The organism is Actinomyces sp. ZJ308, from assembly GCF_011752065.1.
Taxonomy (GTDB): domain Bacteria; phylum Actinomycetota; class Actinomycetes; order Actinomycetales; family Actinomycetaceae; genus Actinomyces.
On record NZ_JAAIJY010000015.1, the window covers coordinates 51954 to 67195 of the forward strand.

12 protein-coding genes are annotated in these 15242 nt (G+C 64.6%); 2 read left to right on the forward strand and 10 right to left on the reverse strand.

Annotation, left to right across the window (positions count from 1 at the left end; genetic code table 11):
- Nucleotides 1-167: 167 nt before the first annotated feature.
- From HCR68_RS07965 to HCR68_RS14225, 9 genes are all read right to left on the reverse strand, one after another.
- A complete protein-coding gene (locus HCR68_RS07965; RefSeq protein WP_167148372.1) occupies nucleotides 168-1004 on the reverse strand; it encodes a carbohydrate ABC transporter permease in 837 nt (278 codons plus the stop codon).
- Nucleotides 1005-1007: 3 nt separating this feature from the next.
- On the reverse strand, nucleotides 1008-1841 hold the full coding sequence (locus HCR68_RS07970; protein WP_243858997.1) for a sugar ABC transporter permease: 834 nt from the start codon (nucleotides 1839-1841) through the stop codon (nucleotides 1008-1010).
- Nucleotides 1842-1954: 113 nt separating this feature from the next.
- Nucleotides 1955-3346 (reverse strand): sugar ABC transporter substrate-binding protein, encoded by a 1392-nt coding sequence (locus tag HCR68_RS07975; protein ID WP_167148374.1) that lies wholly within the window; start codon nucleotides 3344-3346, stop codon nucleotides 1955-1957.
- A gap of 71 nt (nucleotides 3347-3417) precedes the next feature.
- Complete coding sequence (locus HCR68_RS07980) at nucleotides 3418-5727, reverse strand: sialidase family protein (RefSeq protein ID WP_167148376.1); 2310 nt, start codon at nucleotides 5725-5727, stop codon at nucleotides 3418-3420.
- Between the two features lie 699 nt (nucleotides 5728-6426).
- Complete coding sequence (locus tag HCR68_RS07985; protein WP_167148378.1) at nucleotides 6427-7254, reverse strand: ATP-binding cassette domain-containing protein; 828 nt, start codon at nucleotides 7252-7254, stop codon at nucleotides 6427-6429.
- Nucleotides 7254-9407, reverse strand: coding sequence for a dipeptide/oligopeptide/nickel ABC transporter permease/ATP-binding protein (locus HCR68_RS07990; protein WP_167148380.1), 2154 nt, complete (start codon nucleotides 9405-9407; stop codon nucleotides 7254-7256). The genes HCR68_RS07985 and HCR68_RS07990 overlap by 1 nt, the downstream gene beginning before the upstream one ends.
- Nucleotides 9407-10372, reverse strand: coding sequence for an ABC transporter permease (locus HCR68_RS07995; protein WP_167148382.1), 966 nt, complete (start codon nucleotides 10370-10372; stop codon nucleotides 9407-9409). The genes HCR68_RS07990 and HCR68_RS07995 overlap by 1 nt, the downstream gene beginning before the upstream one ends.
- A gap of 211 nt (nucleotides 10373-10583) precedes the next feature.
- Nucleotides 10584-12209 (reverse strand): ABC transporter substrate-binding protein, encoded by a 1626-nt coding sequence (locus HCR68_RS08000; RefSeq protein WP_167148384.1) that lies wholly within the window; start codon nucleotides 12207-12209, stop codon nucleotides 10584-10586.
- A gap of 150 nt (nucleotides 12210-12359) precedes the next feature.
- Nucleotides 12360-12524 (reverse strand): hypothetical protein, encoded by a 165-nt coding sequence (locus HCR68_RS14225; protein ID WP_243858998.1) that lies wholly within the window; start codon nucleotides 12522-12524, stop codon nucleotides 12360-12362.
- Nucleotides 12525-12537: 13 nt separating this feature from the next.
- Here HCR68_RS14225 and HCR68_RS08005 point away from each other — a divergent pair, with 13 nt between their 5' ends.
- Entirely contained in the window at nucleotides 12538-13224 is a 687-nt protein-coding gene (locus HCR68_RS08005; RefSeq protein WP_243858999.1) for a GntR family transcriptional regulator, read from the forward strand.
- On the opposite strand, the gene HCR68_RS08010 is transcribed toward HCR68_RS08005, so the two are convergent.
- A complete protein-coding gene (locus HCR68_RS08010) occupies nucleotides 13217-14308 on the reverse strand; it encodes an alpha/beta hydrolase (protein ID WP_167148388.1) in 1092 nt (363 codons plus the stop codon). The two genes, HCR68_RS08005 and HCR68_RS08010, sit on opposite strands and share 8 nt — an antisense overlap.
- A 205-nt stretch (nucleotides 14309-14513) precedes the next feature.
- Between HCR68_RS08010 and HCR68_RS08015 the strand changes: the two genes are divergently transcribed.
- Entirely contained in the window at nucleotides 14514-15233 is a 720-nt protein-coding gene (locus HCR68_RS08015; protein WP_167148390.1) for a GntR family transcriptional regulator, read from the forward strand.
- Nucleotides 15234-15242 lie beyond the last annotated feature (9 nt).

Sequence of the window (15242 nt, forward strand, 5' to 3'; positions counted from 1 at the left end):
CATTGAAAGGTTATCGGACGTCTGACATCTGACGTCAATGGGTATTCTTGCAGATCTTTCTTCTCGACGCCACCCCGGTGCCTGCGCACGCGCGATCACTCGCGGCGCAGGCACCGGGGCGGCTGGAGGCAGGACTGAGGCAGAGCCCGGTCAGGACGCAGGAGGGGCTACTTGACGGACCCCTCGGAGAGCCCTCCCGAGATGTGTTTCTGAATGACCATGAAGAAAACGACCGACGGGACGATCACGATCACGGAGGCAGCCATCATGGCTCCCCAGTCAAGAACCTCCGACCCCTGGAGAGAGTAGAGGCCGACTGCGACGGGCATCCTGTCCGACTCGGTGATGAACAGGAGCGCATAGAGGAACTCGTTGAAGGTATTGATGAAGGTGTAGACAGCAGTGGCCACGATCCCCGGAAGGATGATGGGCACCGAGATCTGCCAGAACACCCTGAACCGACTCGCCCCATCAACAGCGGCGGCCTCCTCCACCCCGATGGGAACCGTCTGGAAGAAGCCGATGAGCATCCAGATCGCGTAGGGGATCGAGAACGAGAGATAGGCGATGATCAGCCCGATATAGCTGTTCATGAGCCCGAGCTTGACCATGGTGATGGTGTACGGGATGGCGAGCAGGATGGGCGGGAACATGTAGGTGCCGATGAGGATCTTGGTCAACTGCTTTCCGACACGCGGGAAGAATCGGACGATCCCGTAGGCACCGAGCATCGAGACCACAACTGCGATAACAGTCGAGCAGCCTGCGATGAGCAGTGAGTTCTTCAGGTTCGTCAGGAACCCGATCTCCTCGATCACCTTGCGGTAGTGCTCGAGCGTTGGCGAGCCCGAGAACAGCTGCAGCGGGTTCTGCGCGAGCTCGTGAGAGGTCTTGAAGGATGAGGAGATGACCCATACCAGCGGGAACACCGCGACAAAGGCGGCAACGATGAGAATGAGGTACACGCACACCGTACCCCACGGACTACGACCAGCACGCCGCATGATTCAGCCTCTTTCCTTTTCCCAGCGGTTGAGCATCCTGAAGGCGCCGAAGGCCAGAACCAGCAGGAAGATGAGCAGCAGGATCGTCACCGTGGAGGCGACGCCGAGCTGGCGCAGGTTCCAGCCCTCCTGGTAGGCGAAGATCGGCAGCGTCGTCGTTCTCTCCCCCGGACCGCCGCCCGTCAGAAGGAAGAGCATGTCGAAGTTGTTGAAGACCCAGATGGTGCGCAGGATGACCAGCAGCCCGATGACCTCGCGAATGTGGGTCAGCGTGATGAACCTGAACCTCTGCCACCCGGAGGCCCCATCCACCATCGCCGCCTCGTACTGCTCCTGAGGAATGGTCTTGAGTGCGGAGAGGATATTCACCATGAACATCGGCGCACCGAACCAGATGTTGATGAGCAGCGCGATCCAGAAGGTCGTCGTGGGGTTACCCAGCAACGCCGTGTTCTTGTCAGTCAGGCCGACAGACGTCAGAAGATTGGGAAGGAACCCGTAGACGTCATTGAGGATCCACTTCCAGGCGAAGGCGGTGATAATGGCCGGAAACGCCCAGGGAACGATGAGAAGTGTGCGGAACAGCCCCGATCCACGCGGGACCCGATCCAGAGCGAGGGCCAGCACCATGCCCACGGCCAGCTGGCCGATGATCGACGCCGAGGTCCACTTGATCGAAACCCCGAATGCGTTCCAGAAGCTGGAGGATCCGAGGAGATCGGTGTAGTTGGAGATCCCCACCACGTGGTAGCTGGTACGTAAGAGATTCTTGTCTGTGAAGGAGTACCAGATGCTTGAGAAGACCGGGTATATCAGGAGAGCAAGAACGACGATCATCGATGGCGCCACAAAGCAGACGCCTGTCCAGTTCATTCGTTTGATGCGTGTCATGAGTTCACCTTTCGGGCCGGGTGGCGGTGGCGGTATCACGCCCCCGCCACCGCGCCGACTCACTTGAGGCTGGCCCCTGCGGCCTTGAACGCCTCGTTGAGCTTCTTCTCGCAGTCCTTGGCGGCGGTCTCGACGTCGGTGCCGTCGATGATGATCGAGTGGTACATCTTCTCGATCAGTCCCTGGCTGGTGAGTACCCCGGCCTGGACGAGCGGCCCCTTCTCCATGCCGATGGCGCTGCCGACGTTGACCTGGTCCTGGATCACCTTGATCGAGTCGGAGTACTTCTGGATGGTCTCGTTGCCCAGGTAGCTCGAGTCCTGCGAGATGTCGCTGAGGACGGGAAGCATGCCGCCGGGCACCGAGTGGAGGAACTCGATGTACTTGTCCTTGGTGAACAGGAACTCCAGGAAGGCCTTCGCCTCTCGCTTGACCTTGGAGGCCTCCCACACGACCAGGGGCACGTTCGACACCTCGGCCGGGTAGTTCACCGAATCGGAGGCCTTCATCCTGGGAAGCGGCGCGGCGGCGATGGAGTCGACCAGGTCGGGGCGGTTGGTGGCCACTCCGGAGATGTGGAATCCGGAGTTGAAGTCGAAGGCGGTCTTGCCCTGGTAGAAGAGGGTCGCCTGGTCGAGGACCGCGTAGTCCAGGGATCCCTCCGGGGAGACCGACTTGTACAGGTCGGTCCAGTACTTGATGCCGCTGAGGGCCGCATCGGAGGTGAGGTCGGCCTTTCCATCGTCCTTGAGCAGTCTTTGTCCTGCGGAACGGACGTAGAAGTTGAGGTAGCGCGCCCCCAGCATGTCGCCCGTGCCCAGGGGCACGGAGAGTCCGTAGAGATCATCGGACTTTCCGATCGCCTTGGCCGCTGTGGCCAGGTCCTCCCAGGTCGTCGGGACCGACAGACCCTTCTGCTGCAGGATGTCGGTGCGGTACCACATCACCTGGGCGTGGGAGTAGATGGGCACGGAGTAGGACTTGCCGTCCGACTGCCCCTCGGCCAGCGCCGGCTTGGGGAAGCGGTCTCGGCCGATGGAGTCGATGACCTTGTCGAGTGGCACCAGGGCCTCGGAGTTGATCATCTCCACGACGTTGTTGGGCAGTGCGGTGGAGATGTCCGGGACCTGTCCGGCGGTCAGTCCGGTGGTCCACTTGGTGTTGAACTCGGACCAGGAGAACTGCTCGATCTTGACGGTGACATCGGGATTCTTGGTGTGGAACTCCTCGGCCATCTTCTTCATCCAGTCCGCACGCGGCCCCTGGGTGAAGGACGACCACATGGTGACGGTGCCGCGCAGCGGCCCGGTCTCCTCGTCCTCGGACGAGCTCTTGCCGCCGCATGCGGCCAGTGCACCGCACAGGCCGACGCCGCCGAGGACCATGAAGCTGCGGCGGCTGAAGGCGGCCGGGAGGTGGGACGGGACAGGGGTAGGGGTGGACGGGATCATGACGGTTCTCCTTTGAACGGGGGATGAGTGACGGGTGGACGTGTTACCTGTTGCGGGCGGACGAGTCGTCTTCATGAGCAACTGCTCTGGTCCGCTGCTGCGTGCGGATCGATGACATCGGCGTCGACAACGGCGTCGACGTCCGCGTCGAACCAGCTCAGGGGAAGGCGGGAGAAGTAGAGGCCCTGGCACTCGTTCTCCCAGAGGAGCCCGATTCTTCCGTCGGGCAGGACACACATGCACTGGTAGACGTAGTGGCCGGGGTTGAAGGTCCGTGAATGCCTCCACGTGCGGCCTCCGTCAAGGCTGAGTCGGATGACGCCGCAGCCTCGGAACGGGAGCATGAGCGAGGCGTTGGCGAAGACGACGCGGTCCTCCCCCGCGGCCGAGGGCAGAGAGATCGCATTGGGCTGGCACCAGATCTCGGGAAGATCCTCGTCGAAGCGGATCGGCCCCCAGGTCTGTCCTGCGTCGTGGGACTCGCTGACGGCGACGCGTCCACGAGGGTGCTGGTTGCGCATGAACAGCAGGAGCGATCCGTCCGCCCTCTCCACCACCGCGGCCTCGTGCAGGGACCAGGTCTCGTCAACGAAGGTCTGCGGGTCGAGCCGCCCGTCGGGAGTCTGCCTGCCCTCGTTGGGACCGTGTCCGAGCTGCCAGGTCTGCCCGTGGTCGTCGGAGTAGGCGACTGTGGCGCACATCGCCAGCCAGTTCCGATCATTGTTGAAGTAGAGGGGCACCACGAGGCGTCCGGCGTGGGGGCCGTGTCGCAGGGCGATGCCGTTGCCCGGGCAGGTTCCCAGGAACCTCATCCAAGGCTGCTTCAGCTGGGGGTTGAGATCCTGCGGCTTGCTCCACGTGACGCCGTCGTCGTCGGAGTGAGCGATCTGCAGGTAGCTGGTGGGGATGGCCAGGAGGCTCTCGGCGGGGTCCGCACCGGGGGCGAGCTCGATGTTTCCGGCCGGATGACCGTCGCGGAGCACGGTTCCATCATCCTCAATCCGGAACTCGGTCCCCTGGCCGTCGATCGTGGTCACCGCACCGTCCGCCTCGACGACGTAGCGACCGTCGTCGAGGTCGCGCAGGAGCCGCCTTCCATGCTCGTCGAACCCGGTCGACGCCCAGCAGTTGGGCTGCCCGATCCCACCGGGGAAGTGATCGATAAGGACGTGGATCCTGCCCGTATGAGGGTCCTGGACCATGCAGGAGTCGATCACCGACGAGGCGTCCTCGCCGCGTCCCGGGCAGTCGATGACGGTGCGTGCGGGCTCCCAGCTCCGTCCTCCGTCAAGGGACCGGCGCACGACGAAGTTGATGTCGTTGGGAGAGTCATTGGCATTGGAGACGCGCTGGTCGGCCCCGGCCAGGATGGTTCCGGAGGTCAGTGCGAGCAGAGAGGGGATCCGGTAGGACGCCGAGCCGCAGTACCCCCTGTCGAACAGGGCGTCGGTCTCGATCGGCTCGACCTCGCACAGCCGCTTGATCTGTGCGTCGCTGAGGGCGTAGTCGTAGAGTCCAGCGCGCTGGACCTCTCCGGACAGGCGCACGCCGTTGCAGTCCTGGCCGACGACGATCTCATCGAGTCCCTCGACCTCACCGAGGAAGAACTCGCCGGGAGCGTGCTTCTCTCGGAAGCCGTCGACGTAGAGGTCGACCGCACCGTGCCCCACAGTCACCACGACCTCGTGCCAGCCGCCATCGCTCCATGCACCGGTGGCGGTGACCTCACGGCGATCCCCCGCCGCACTCACGCCGGTATAGGTGATTCCCTCCGGCCCGACCATCACGGCGAGCTGCTCGCGCCCGAGCCCGCCGGCTGCGAGGAGGGCTCCTTGCTGCATACGGCCCCGTACCCTGAAGCGCAGCCAGAGGGAGCCGTGCTGGGAGTCGGAGAAGCGGGCGACGTCGTAGGGGCTCAGGCGGTTCGCGGCGAACTCGACCAGCGGTTCCGCGCGTCGCGACAGAGCCAGGACCTCTCGCGCAGTCAGTACCTCGGAGTGCACCGTGAACGCGGTGACCTCTGGGCTCCCACCCCGCCCCAGGACGGCCTGCGTCAGCTCGGGGAGGTCCTTGAGGAATGCCGTGGTGGTGCCGCAGAAGACCTGGTAGCCATCGAGATAGAGGCGGGTGCCTGAGGGGCCGACAGTGACGACGGCGCTGTGCCGGCGCCCGTCGTCGAGTGCGCGCACGTCCTCGGCCTCCAGCTTGCTCCACCTGTCTGGGACCTTCACCTCGTACACGAGCGACGATCCGACGATGCGCATGTCGAGAGAGCATCCCTCGGCGCCGCGCAGCGCGAACAGGTTTCCGTCGGACCTCGACCTGAAGTCGAAGGATATGCTTCCTGATTCAGCGTCGAGGATTTTTTCATCAAGCCGCATCGCGGCATGCACAGAGCCCATAAGTCTCCACCTACTTCTCTAAAAAAGGACACAGAGGCCCCTCTTGGTAACTGAATTGATTGCGATAACCATCCACCAATGTCAGACATGGTGAGACACGCGCATCAAGAATGCGTCTGACAGCAGCCGCACTCGATCTCATGGGATCAAGGACTCATCAGGACGCTTGTCGCCTCATATCGCCTCATGAAACGACGACGAGACGGTGAGCAGCAGGTCGCGAATCACGACCCCTTCCGTCACACTGACGGGATCCGGCCCATCATCGACCGTCAGGAGCAAGTCAAAGAGGGGCCCCGACCCTCGCGCACGACGGACTGACGACGCGCAGTCGTGGTCACGCGCCATGGCGCTGCGACATACATAGGACCCTCCTTCACAATCAACACCTTTGTTGACGGCCATACAGGCCGCATACAGTTCCTCGCTGAACTGATAAAAGTAATGTACCCGACATGTGACCTGAAAGTCAATCCCCATAGCCGCAGAATTCGCGTTGAATTCACACCGAATAGACGCCCTGACCTCCACAGAATCTTCAATGACCATATTGACCGTTCGAGCTGTTACCGTTTGAGTCGTCTGACGGTGATCGATACAGCACTGAGGGGCGGACCCGTTCGGGTCCGCCCCTCAGGATGAGGCCGGTGAATCAGGATATGACCGGACGATGACTACTCAGACGTCGAGCAGCGAGGGCACCGCCGCCAGGAGTGTACGAGTGTACTCCTCCTGCGGGTTGTTGAAGATCTCCTTGGTGGTGTTGAGCTCGAGGATCTTGCCGAAGTACATGACGGCGATCCGGTCCGAGACGTAACGCACCGTGTTGATGTCGTGACTGATGAAGACCAGCCCCAGGCCCAGGGACGCCTTGAGGTCCTGGAGGAGGTTGAGCACCTGGGCACGCACGGAGACGTCCAGAGCGGAGGTGGGCTCGTCGGCCACGATGATGTCGGGGTCCAGGGCGAGCGCTCGGGCGATGGCCACGCGCTGGCGCTGACCACCAGAGATCTGCCTGGGCAGCACGTTGAGGGCGCTGGGGGGCAGACCGACCAGGTGGAGCAGGTCGCGCACGCGTGCCTCGCGCTCCTTCGGTGACCCGATGCCGTGGACATTGAGCGGGTCGATGAGCGTGTCGTGCACGATCATGCGCGGGTTGAGAGCCGTCGCCGGGTCCTGGAAGACCACCGAGATGCTGCGCCCCAGCTCGCGACGGTCCGAGGCGGAGTGCCCCAGCGGACGTCCTTTGAAGATGACCTCACCGGAGGTGACCGGTTGCAGCCCCACCATGACCCGGGCGGTGGTGGACTTACCGCAGCCCGACTCTCCCACGAGGCCCAGCGTCTCCCCGCGCTTGACGGACAGTGAGACGTTGTTGACCGCGTGGACCGTGTCCGGGTTGAACAGGCCGCCGGTGCGGGACTTGTGGATGACGTTGACGTCCTTGAGCTCGACGACCGGCTGGTCCTCGCTCCATGAGGTCGATGCGGAGGTGTTGGAAGGCATCAGTGGTTCTCCTTCGCGAGCAGAGCCTCGAGCTCGGGGGTGATGGCGTAGCTGTGCTCGGTCGTGCCGGGCACCGGCTTGAGCACGGGCCGGGTGTCCAGGCCGACCGTCGGGTGGGCCGATCGCGGGGCGAACCGGTCGCCCTTGACGAACTCGCTGGGCGAGGGAACCACGCCACGCACCTGGTGGAGCCGCTTGGAGCCGGCCTCGATGGAGAGCACGGCCCCCAGCAGACCGCGGGTGTACTCGTGGACGGGGTTGGACAGCAGCTCGCTGGTGGGAGCCTGCTCGACCACCTGGCCGGCATACATGACGGTGATGCGGTGAGCCAGCTTGGCCACCAGCGCCAGGTCGTGCGAGACGAAGACCATCGCGAAGCCCAGTTTCTCGCGCAGCTCGTTGAGCAGGTCGATGACCTGCTTCTGGACGGTCACGTCCAGCGCCGTCGTCGGCTCGTCGGCCAGGACCAGTGAGGGGTCCCGGGTCAGGGCCATGGCGATGAGGACGCGCTGACGCTGACCGCCGGAGAGCTCGTGCGGGTAGCTGCGCAGCGTGCGCTTGGGGTCGAGTCCCACCAGCTCGAGGAGCTCCTCGGCGCTGCGGGTACCGCCGCGGGAGGTCAGCTGAGCCATCTGGGTGCGGATGAGCATGGAGGGGTTCAGTGACGACAGGGCGTCCTGATAGACCATGCTCATCTCGTGACCACGCAGGGCGTTGTGCTCGGCCGGCGTCATCTCGAGGATGTTGCGTCCCTTGAACAGGATCTCGCCGGAGAGGCGGGCGGACGAGGGCAGCAGCCCCATGACGGCCATCGAGCTGATGGACTTGCCGCAGCCGGACTCCCCCACCAGGCCCATGGTCTCGCCGGGGCGCACCGAGAAGGACACGCCGTCAACGATGTTGACCTCACCGTGCTGCTCGGGGAAGGCGATCGAGAGGTTCTTGACCTCAAGGACCGGCTCCTCACCGGTGTCCTCGTAGACCAGACGGTCACGACGGGCGAGCTCGGCCACCCGCAGGGAACTGAGCCGATCGGCCAGAGGAACGTCCTCGGCCGCCGGAGCAACCACTCCGGTCAGGGAGCTCACACTGCTGGCATCCCCCTCCTTGGCGGCGGTGGAGTTGGCGGTCACCGCCTCGGCGGCGTCGTCCCAGGCCTCCAGAGTCTCCTGGGCCTCGGCCTCCATGGCCTCCTCATCCGCCTGGACATCGGGCTTGGCCTTGATGCGCGGCGAGGCCATCGCGTCGGTCAGCCCCTCGGACAGGACGTTGAGACACAGGGTGGTGATGAGGATGAGCAGGCCGGGGAAGAAGGTCGGCCACCAGTGGCCGGACAGAAGCAGCTCCTTGCCCTCGGAGAGCATGTTTCCCCAGGTCGGGGTGTTGACGGACTTGATGCCCGCACCGATGAAGGACAGCGAGGCCTCGAAGACGATCGCATCGGCCACCAGGACGGTGGCGAAGACCATGATCGGGGCGATGCAGTTGCGGGCCACGTGCTTGAGAAGGATCCACGGCACCGGCGCCCCCATCACCTTGGAGGCGGCGACGTAGTCCTCTCCGAACTGGGAGATGATGTTGGCGCGCACCACGCGGGTGAGCTGAGGGATGTAGAGGATGGCGATGGAGATGATGATGACCGGCAGCATCGGCAGGCGGGTGGACATCGCCGAGACGAGCACGGCGGCCAGGGCGATCCCGGGGAAGGACATGACGACGTCGAGCACGCGCATGAGGGTCTCAGCAATCCACTTGCGCGATGTGGCCGCGACGGCCCCGAGGACGGAGGCCACCAGAAGCGCCAGACCGGTGGCGGTCAGACCCACGACCAGTGAGACCCTGGCGCCATAGACGGCACGGGAGAAGATGTCGCGTCCAGTGCCGTCGGTACCGAACAGGTGTGACATCGAGGGAGCCACCACGGGATCGCTTGCGGTGACCTCGCCGACGCCCTCGATGTACGAGGTCGTCTTGGCCTCCGCAAGCCCGGTAGCACCAGGAGCATAGGGCGCCACGACGGGAGCCAGGATGGCGATCAGGGCAATGAGGCCGAGCACGACGATGGCGATCTTCGAGCCGATGGGCAGCGCCCTCCAGCCCTGGAAGCGCCGCCCGGGCCGCGAGGCCTTATCCAGTGTGGAACGGTGCAGCATCAGATGCTCCTGATTCGTGGGTTGACGAGGACGTAGAGCATGTCAACAACGATGTTGATGAGGATGAAGGCCAGCGCCACCGTGATGGATACTCCCTGGACGATGTTGACGTCGTTACGGGTGATTCCCTGGAAGATCAGCTGCCCCATCCCCTTGATGTTGAAGATCATCTCGATGACGACGGCGCCGCCCATGGCGTAGCCGATGCGCAGTCCCAGCACGGTCAGCGGGGTGATGAGCGCGTTGCGCAGCACGTTGCGGGCGACCACGATGTTCTTGGGAATACCACCACCGATGGCGGTACGCACGTAGTCGCGATCGAGCTCCTCGACCATGGCGGTACGCACCACGCGGGTGAGCGAGCCCGTGTTGGGAACCGCGATGGCCAGTGCCGGCAGGAAGATCTGGTTGAGGTAGGTGGCAGGGTCCTCACTGAAAGGCACCCACTCGGACACCAGCGCGGGGAAGGTTCCCGTTCCTCCCGGAATGTCCGAGAACCACTGGATGAGCAGGAGGGCGAGCCAGAAGGACGGGGTGGCCAGGCAGGCGATGGAGATGACGCGGATGACCTGGTCCTGCCACTTGTCGCGGTACAGGGCGGCGACAATGCCGAGGATCGTGGCGAAGATGACGGCCACGAAGATTCCGATGAAGGTCAGCTGGAGCGTGATCGGGAAGGCATCGGCGACCAGGCGGGAGATGCTGACTCCGGTGAAGGAGGTGCCGAGGTCTCCGTGGGCCAGGCCCACAAGGTAGTCCCAGAACCGCTTGAGGAGGGGATCGTTGAGGTGGTGGACGACGCGGTACTGCTCAAGGGCGTCTGCCGTTGCCGACTCACCCAGCGCCAAGCGCGCCGGGTCGGCCGAGGAGAACGACATGACGACGAAGACGAGCAGCGTCACGCCCAGCACCATGACCGGCAGCGCGACCAGGCGCCTTCCGATCAGGCGGATGAGGTTGGACACTGAAATGCTCCTTTGCGTTAGCGTCCTGCCGCCAAGGAGGGCGGCTGGGGGGCTTGGCAGCGGGGAGGCCAGCTGCCACGCCAATTGTCTGATGTCTGATGTCAGATAGCAAGTCCGTCACTTCTGCTCCGCAGAAGCTCCGGAGACCCGAGAACGGCTCGGGCGGCACGGCGGGCCAGTACTGGCTCGCCGCGCCGCCCGAGCACAGACCTCAGGACTTGGACGATCCCGTCCCCACGAAGGACAGACCCGTCAGCGAGATCGGCTTGAAGTTCTCCAGCGTCGCCGAGTCGTAGGCCGTCGGGGTCTTGCGGTGGAAGATCGGGTACAGCGGAACATCCTCGGAGAGCTTGTCGAAGGTCTCCTGCCACTTGGCGATCTGCTTGTCACCCTCCAGCTTGACCGCCTCGTCAAGCAGAGCCTGAACCGCGACCTGACTCTCCGAGCCCTTCCAGTGCATGCGGGACTCGGTCCACACGTCGCCGGCGTACCACCAGCGCATGAGCAGGTCCGCGTCGTTGCCGAAGACCGAGGGGTCCCCGGGAGCAATGAGCACATCCCACGACGCTGGAGCAGTGTCGATGAAGGAGTAGGCGTCAGAGGACTTCTTCTCGTCGTAGTTGACCGTCACGCCCAGGGCCTCGAGATTCTCGCGGATGACGGGCCGCACCGCCGAGAACCAGCCGTGGTCCGTGCACAGGACGTTGATGGTCGTGATACCGGCCTCCGACAGGAGCGACTTGGCCTTGGCCGCATCCATGGAGTAGACCGTCTTGGCCTTCTTGTAGGCGGGGTGGTCCTCCTGGACGAAGCAGGTCGCCGGCGTCGCCAGCCCGGCCATGCTGGTGTCGCAGATCTTGGCGTAGTCCAGCGCGTAGAGCACGGCCTGACGCGCCTTGACGTTGGAGAAGGTGGCGTTGTTGAACATGGCGAAGAGCAGACCGAAGCCCTGCTGGGCCGCCACCTTGACCGGCTCCTTGAGCGTCGAGAGGTTGGCCGCCGGAACGGCATCGATGGCCTGCACGGAGCCGGAGCTCATCGCGTTGGTGCGAGTCGTGTCATCCGGAAGGACCTGCCAGGTCATGGACTTGGCCAGCGCCGGCCGGGGGCCGTTGTAGTTGTCGTTGCGCTCGAAGACGACCTTCTGGCTGGCGGCGCCGTTGTCGGTCATCTTGTAGGGGCCGGAGCCGATGGGGTTCATGTCGAAGGCCTTGGCATCGGCCTCGACGATCGCCTTGGGAACGATCTTGACGACGCTCAGGCGCTCGGCCACCAACGAGAAGGCGTACTTGAGCTTGATCGTCACCGTGCTCGCATCCTTGGCCTCGACCGCGTCGATGAACGGCAGGAACTGCGAGTAGAGCGACTTGTTGGCCGGGTCGAGCACGCGCGTGAAGGAGAAGACGACGTCGTCCGCGGTCACGGCGGTGCCGTCGGCGAACTTCGCGTCCTTGCGCAGCATCACCTCATAGGTGGTGTCGTCCACCTTCTTGGGCATCTCGGAGCCCAGCGCCGCGTACACCTCTCGGGTCGCCGGGTGAAGCTCTGTGAGCCCTTCCAGGGTGTGCCAGTTGGCGGCAACCGTGAGAGCCGACGACGTCGTCATCGGGTCGTAGCCGTTGGTACCCAGCTCATAGGAAATACCCGCGGTGATGACACCGTCCTTGTGAGTGACCTCCTGATCGGTGGCCATGGCACTGCCCTTCGCGCCACCGGCTGTCGTGGCCTTACCGCCGCAGGCCGCCAGGCTGACAGCCAGGCCGGCAGCCATGCCGAGGGTACCGGTCAGCCTGATGAAGTCCCGACGGCTGGAGCCGGCCGGAGTTGTGATCGCCATTGATTCTCTCCTGAAGTCTGACGTCTTATGTCTGACGTTGGTAGGATGACTGTAGCAGAGGTTGGGACGTCCAGACCACCCACAACCTTGCAGGTTAGACGCTCGACACCCACAGTCCAACCAAGGAACAGGACTGTTCAACGAGCGGATTCACATCGCAGTGATCACAATGATTGACAGGGCAAGAACCGTGGCCGACACCGAGAAGAGCAGCATCGTGAGCAGGGCATCCAAGCCGAGCACAGCAGGCAGTTCATCAAAAAAAGAGGCGAGCATCACACTTGGTGCGGGTGAGGCGATGATTCCCGACGGCACCTACTCCACGTTGATGACATCCCCGGCAACTCAGGCCGAGACCACGATGAACGCGATCAAGGACTTCATCCTGAGAACCGGCCTCCAGGTGGGTGATGCGTTGCCCACCGAGTCGCAGCTGTGCGCCGACCTGGGGGTGTCCCGCTCCTCCGTGCGCGAGGCCGTGCGCACCCTGGTCGCCCTGGACATCGTCGAGGTCCGCCACGGACACGGCATGTTCGTCGGCAAGGTCTCCATGCGCCCCATGGTCGAGTCCCTCGTCTTCAGAGGCCTGCTCAACCCCGGAGACGACCACCGCGGACTACGCGACATCGTCGAGGTCCGCATCACCCTCGACAACGCCCTGGCAGACCCCGTCACCCGGGCCTGGAAGAACCGACACGACACCGACCTCGACACCATTGTCGATGAGATCGAGGAGCTCGCCTCGAAGCGGGAGCTCTTCACCGAGCAGGACCGTCGTTTCCACATGCGGCTGCTCGAGCCTCTGGACAACCACCTCTTCCTGCACCTGACCGAGGCGTTCTGGGCCGTGCACACCCTGACCGTCCCCCTGCTGGACGCCCCCGGGTCCGAGGACATGATCAGCTCGGCGAAGGCTCATCGGGCCATGCTCCAGGCCGCCCGCGCCGGAGACGCCCAGGCCTACCGCCAGGCCATCACCCAGCACTACGCCCCGCTCCTGGCAGCCCTCACCTGAGCCGACCGGCGAGGAGCTCCTCGGTCAGGGCCGGATAGGTTCCGGCCTGCGCCACGGCTGCGATATTGAGACGCGGGTCCTCGGGGTGAAGCAGCCTGGCCATCCACAGATCGCGCGCCGCGGTGAGCCCCTGAGCCAGCCAGCGGGCATTGACGAACTCCATGGCGTGAGTGCCCCCGGGGTAGACGTGCAGCTCGGCATCACCGCCGTCATGCCACACCCTGGAGGCGAAGGCGACGTCCTCGTCCCGGAAGACCTCGGCGGAGGCCACCGAGATGAACAGCGGCGGCAGACCGCCCAGCCAGCTGGCGCGGGCCGGCGCCTCATAGGGAGTCACCTGCTCCGTACCTCGTCGGTCCCCCAGGGCCGCGTCCCAGGCGACGTCGTTGTACGCCGTCGGCCAGGTACCGTCGTCGGGATACTGACGCGCCGAGACCGAGCCCTGCCAGCTCGGGAGTCCGGTGCGGTCGTCCAGCATGGGATAGTCCAGGAGCCCGCCGAGAACGGCCGGCCCCCGTCGATCTCGAGCCATGAGCAGCGTGCCGGCGCTCAGCCCCCCGCCGGCGCTGGGTCCGACGACGACGACGCGGTCCGGGTCGGCACCGAGGTCCTCGGCATGCTCGACCGCCCAGCACAGCGTTGCGTAACAGTCCTCGACGCCGGCGGGCGCCGGATGCTCCGGGGCCAGACGGTACTCGGGGCTGACAATGACGCCTCCGTAGCGTCGCAGCCAGGGGACAACGGTCAGCAGGCCGTTGAAACGGCAGCCCATCACGAGCCCTCCCCCGTGCAGCGAGAGGAACAGAGGACCGCGCCGGTCATGGGCAAGACCCTGGGAGGACCGAACGATCGCCACGGGAAACCTCGTCCCATCGTCACGGATGACGTCGACATCCTCCTGGTCGACATCGGGATGCCGGAGGAGGAAGCCGGTCCTCACCTCATCAATGGGAGCGCGCCAGCTCGGGATGTTCTTCACCGTCATGGCCCGAAAAACACCGAGCGGTTCAATGCGTTCGAGCAGGGCGGCGGTTGCACTGTCATAGGGGGGACGGGCGGGGAGTGCCTCGTACGTGTCGGACATACCGTAACTGTTGCACCATGATCGCTATAGGGGCAACTCGCTCACGATCAGTCACCAATCCGTGGCGCAGGGTGCCGGTACCCGCTGCCGCCCGACCGAACCGGATCCAGCCTCGTGACAGCCCCTTTAGGCTCTCGGAAACAAGCGGATACGTACGGGTCGGCATTCACCAGCGCGCATGCACCAAAAGTCGGACAATAGGGCCATGCAGACGTCCCGCGGTGTCATGTCCGGCCTCACCACCACGCCCATGACCCAGTCCTCCACAGCGATCGCCGAGATCAAGAACTACATTCTCGCCAAGGGACTGCAGCCGGGTGATGCGTTGCCCACCGAGTCGCAGCTGTGCGCCGACCTGGGGGTGTCCCGCTCCTCCGTGCGCGAGGCCGTGCGCACCCTGGTCGCCCTGGACATCGTCGAGGTCCGCCACGGACACGGCATGTTCGTCGGCAAGGTCTCCATGCGCCCCATGGTCGAGTCCCTCGTCTTCAGAGGCCTGCTCAACCCCGGAGACGACCACCGCGGACTACGCGACATCGTCGAGGTCCGCATCACCCTCGACAACGCCCTGGCAGACCCCGTCACCCGGGCCTGGAAGAACCGACACGACACCGACCTCGACACCATTGTCGATGAGATCGAGGAGCTCGCCTCGAAGCGGGAGCTCTTCACCGAGCAGGACCGTCGTTTCCACATGCGGCTGCTCGAGCCTCTGGACAACCACCTCTTCCTGCACCTGACCGAGGCGTTCTGGGCCGTGCACACCCTGACCGTCCCCCTGCTGGACGCCCCCGGGTCCGAGGACATGATCAGCTCGGCGAAGGCTCATCGGGCCATGCTCCAGGCCGCCCGCGCCGGAGACGCCCAGGCCTACCGCCAGGCCATCACCCAGCACTACGCCCCGCTCCTGGCAGCCCTCACCTGAGCCGACCGG

Excerpts from the sequence above, each read along its gene's own strand:
- HCR68_RS07965 (WP_167148372.1), bottom strand. The coding sequence starts at position 1,004 with ATGCGGCGTGCTGGTCGTAGTCCGTGGGGTACGGTGTGCGTGTACCTC.
- HCR68_RS07970 (WP_243858997.1), bottom strand. The coding sequence starts at position 1,841 with ATGATCGTCGTTCTTGCTCTCCTGATATACCCGGTCTTCTCAAGCATC.
- HCR68_RS07975 (WP_167148374.1), bottom strand. The coding sequence starts at position 3,346 with ATGATCCCGTCCACCCCTACCCCTGTCCCGTCCCACCTCCCGGCCGCC.
- HCR68_RS07980 (WP_167148376.1), bottom strand. The coding sequence starts at position 5,727 with ATGCGGCTTGATGAAAAAATCCTCGACGCTGAATCAGGAAGCATATCC.
- HCR68_RS07985 (WP_167148378.1), bottom strand. The coding sequence starts at position 7,254 with ATGCCTTCCAACACCTCCGCATCGACCTCATGGAGCGAGGACCAGCCG.
- HCR68_RS07990 (WP_167148380.1), bottom strand. The coding sequence starts at position 9,407 with ATGCTGCACCGTTCCACACTGGATAAGGCCTCGCGGCCCGGGCGGCGC.
- HCR68_RS08000 (WP_167148384.1), bottom strand. The coding sequence starts at position 12,209 with ATGGCGATCACAACTCCGGCCGGCTCCAGCCGTCGGGACTTCATCAGG.
- HCR68_RS08005 (WP_243858999.1), top strand. The coding sequence starts at position 12,538 with ATGACATCCCCGGCAACTCAGGCCGAGACCACGATGAACGCGATCAAG.
- HCR68_RS08010 (WP_167148388.1), bottom strand. The coding sequence starts at position 14,308 with ATGTCCGACACGTACGAGGCACTCCCCGCCCGTCCCCCCTATGACAGT.
- HCR68_RS08015 (WP_167148390.1), top strand. The coding sequence starts at position 14,514 with ATGCAGACGTCCCGCGGTGTCATGTCCGGCCTCACCACCACGCCCATG.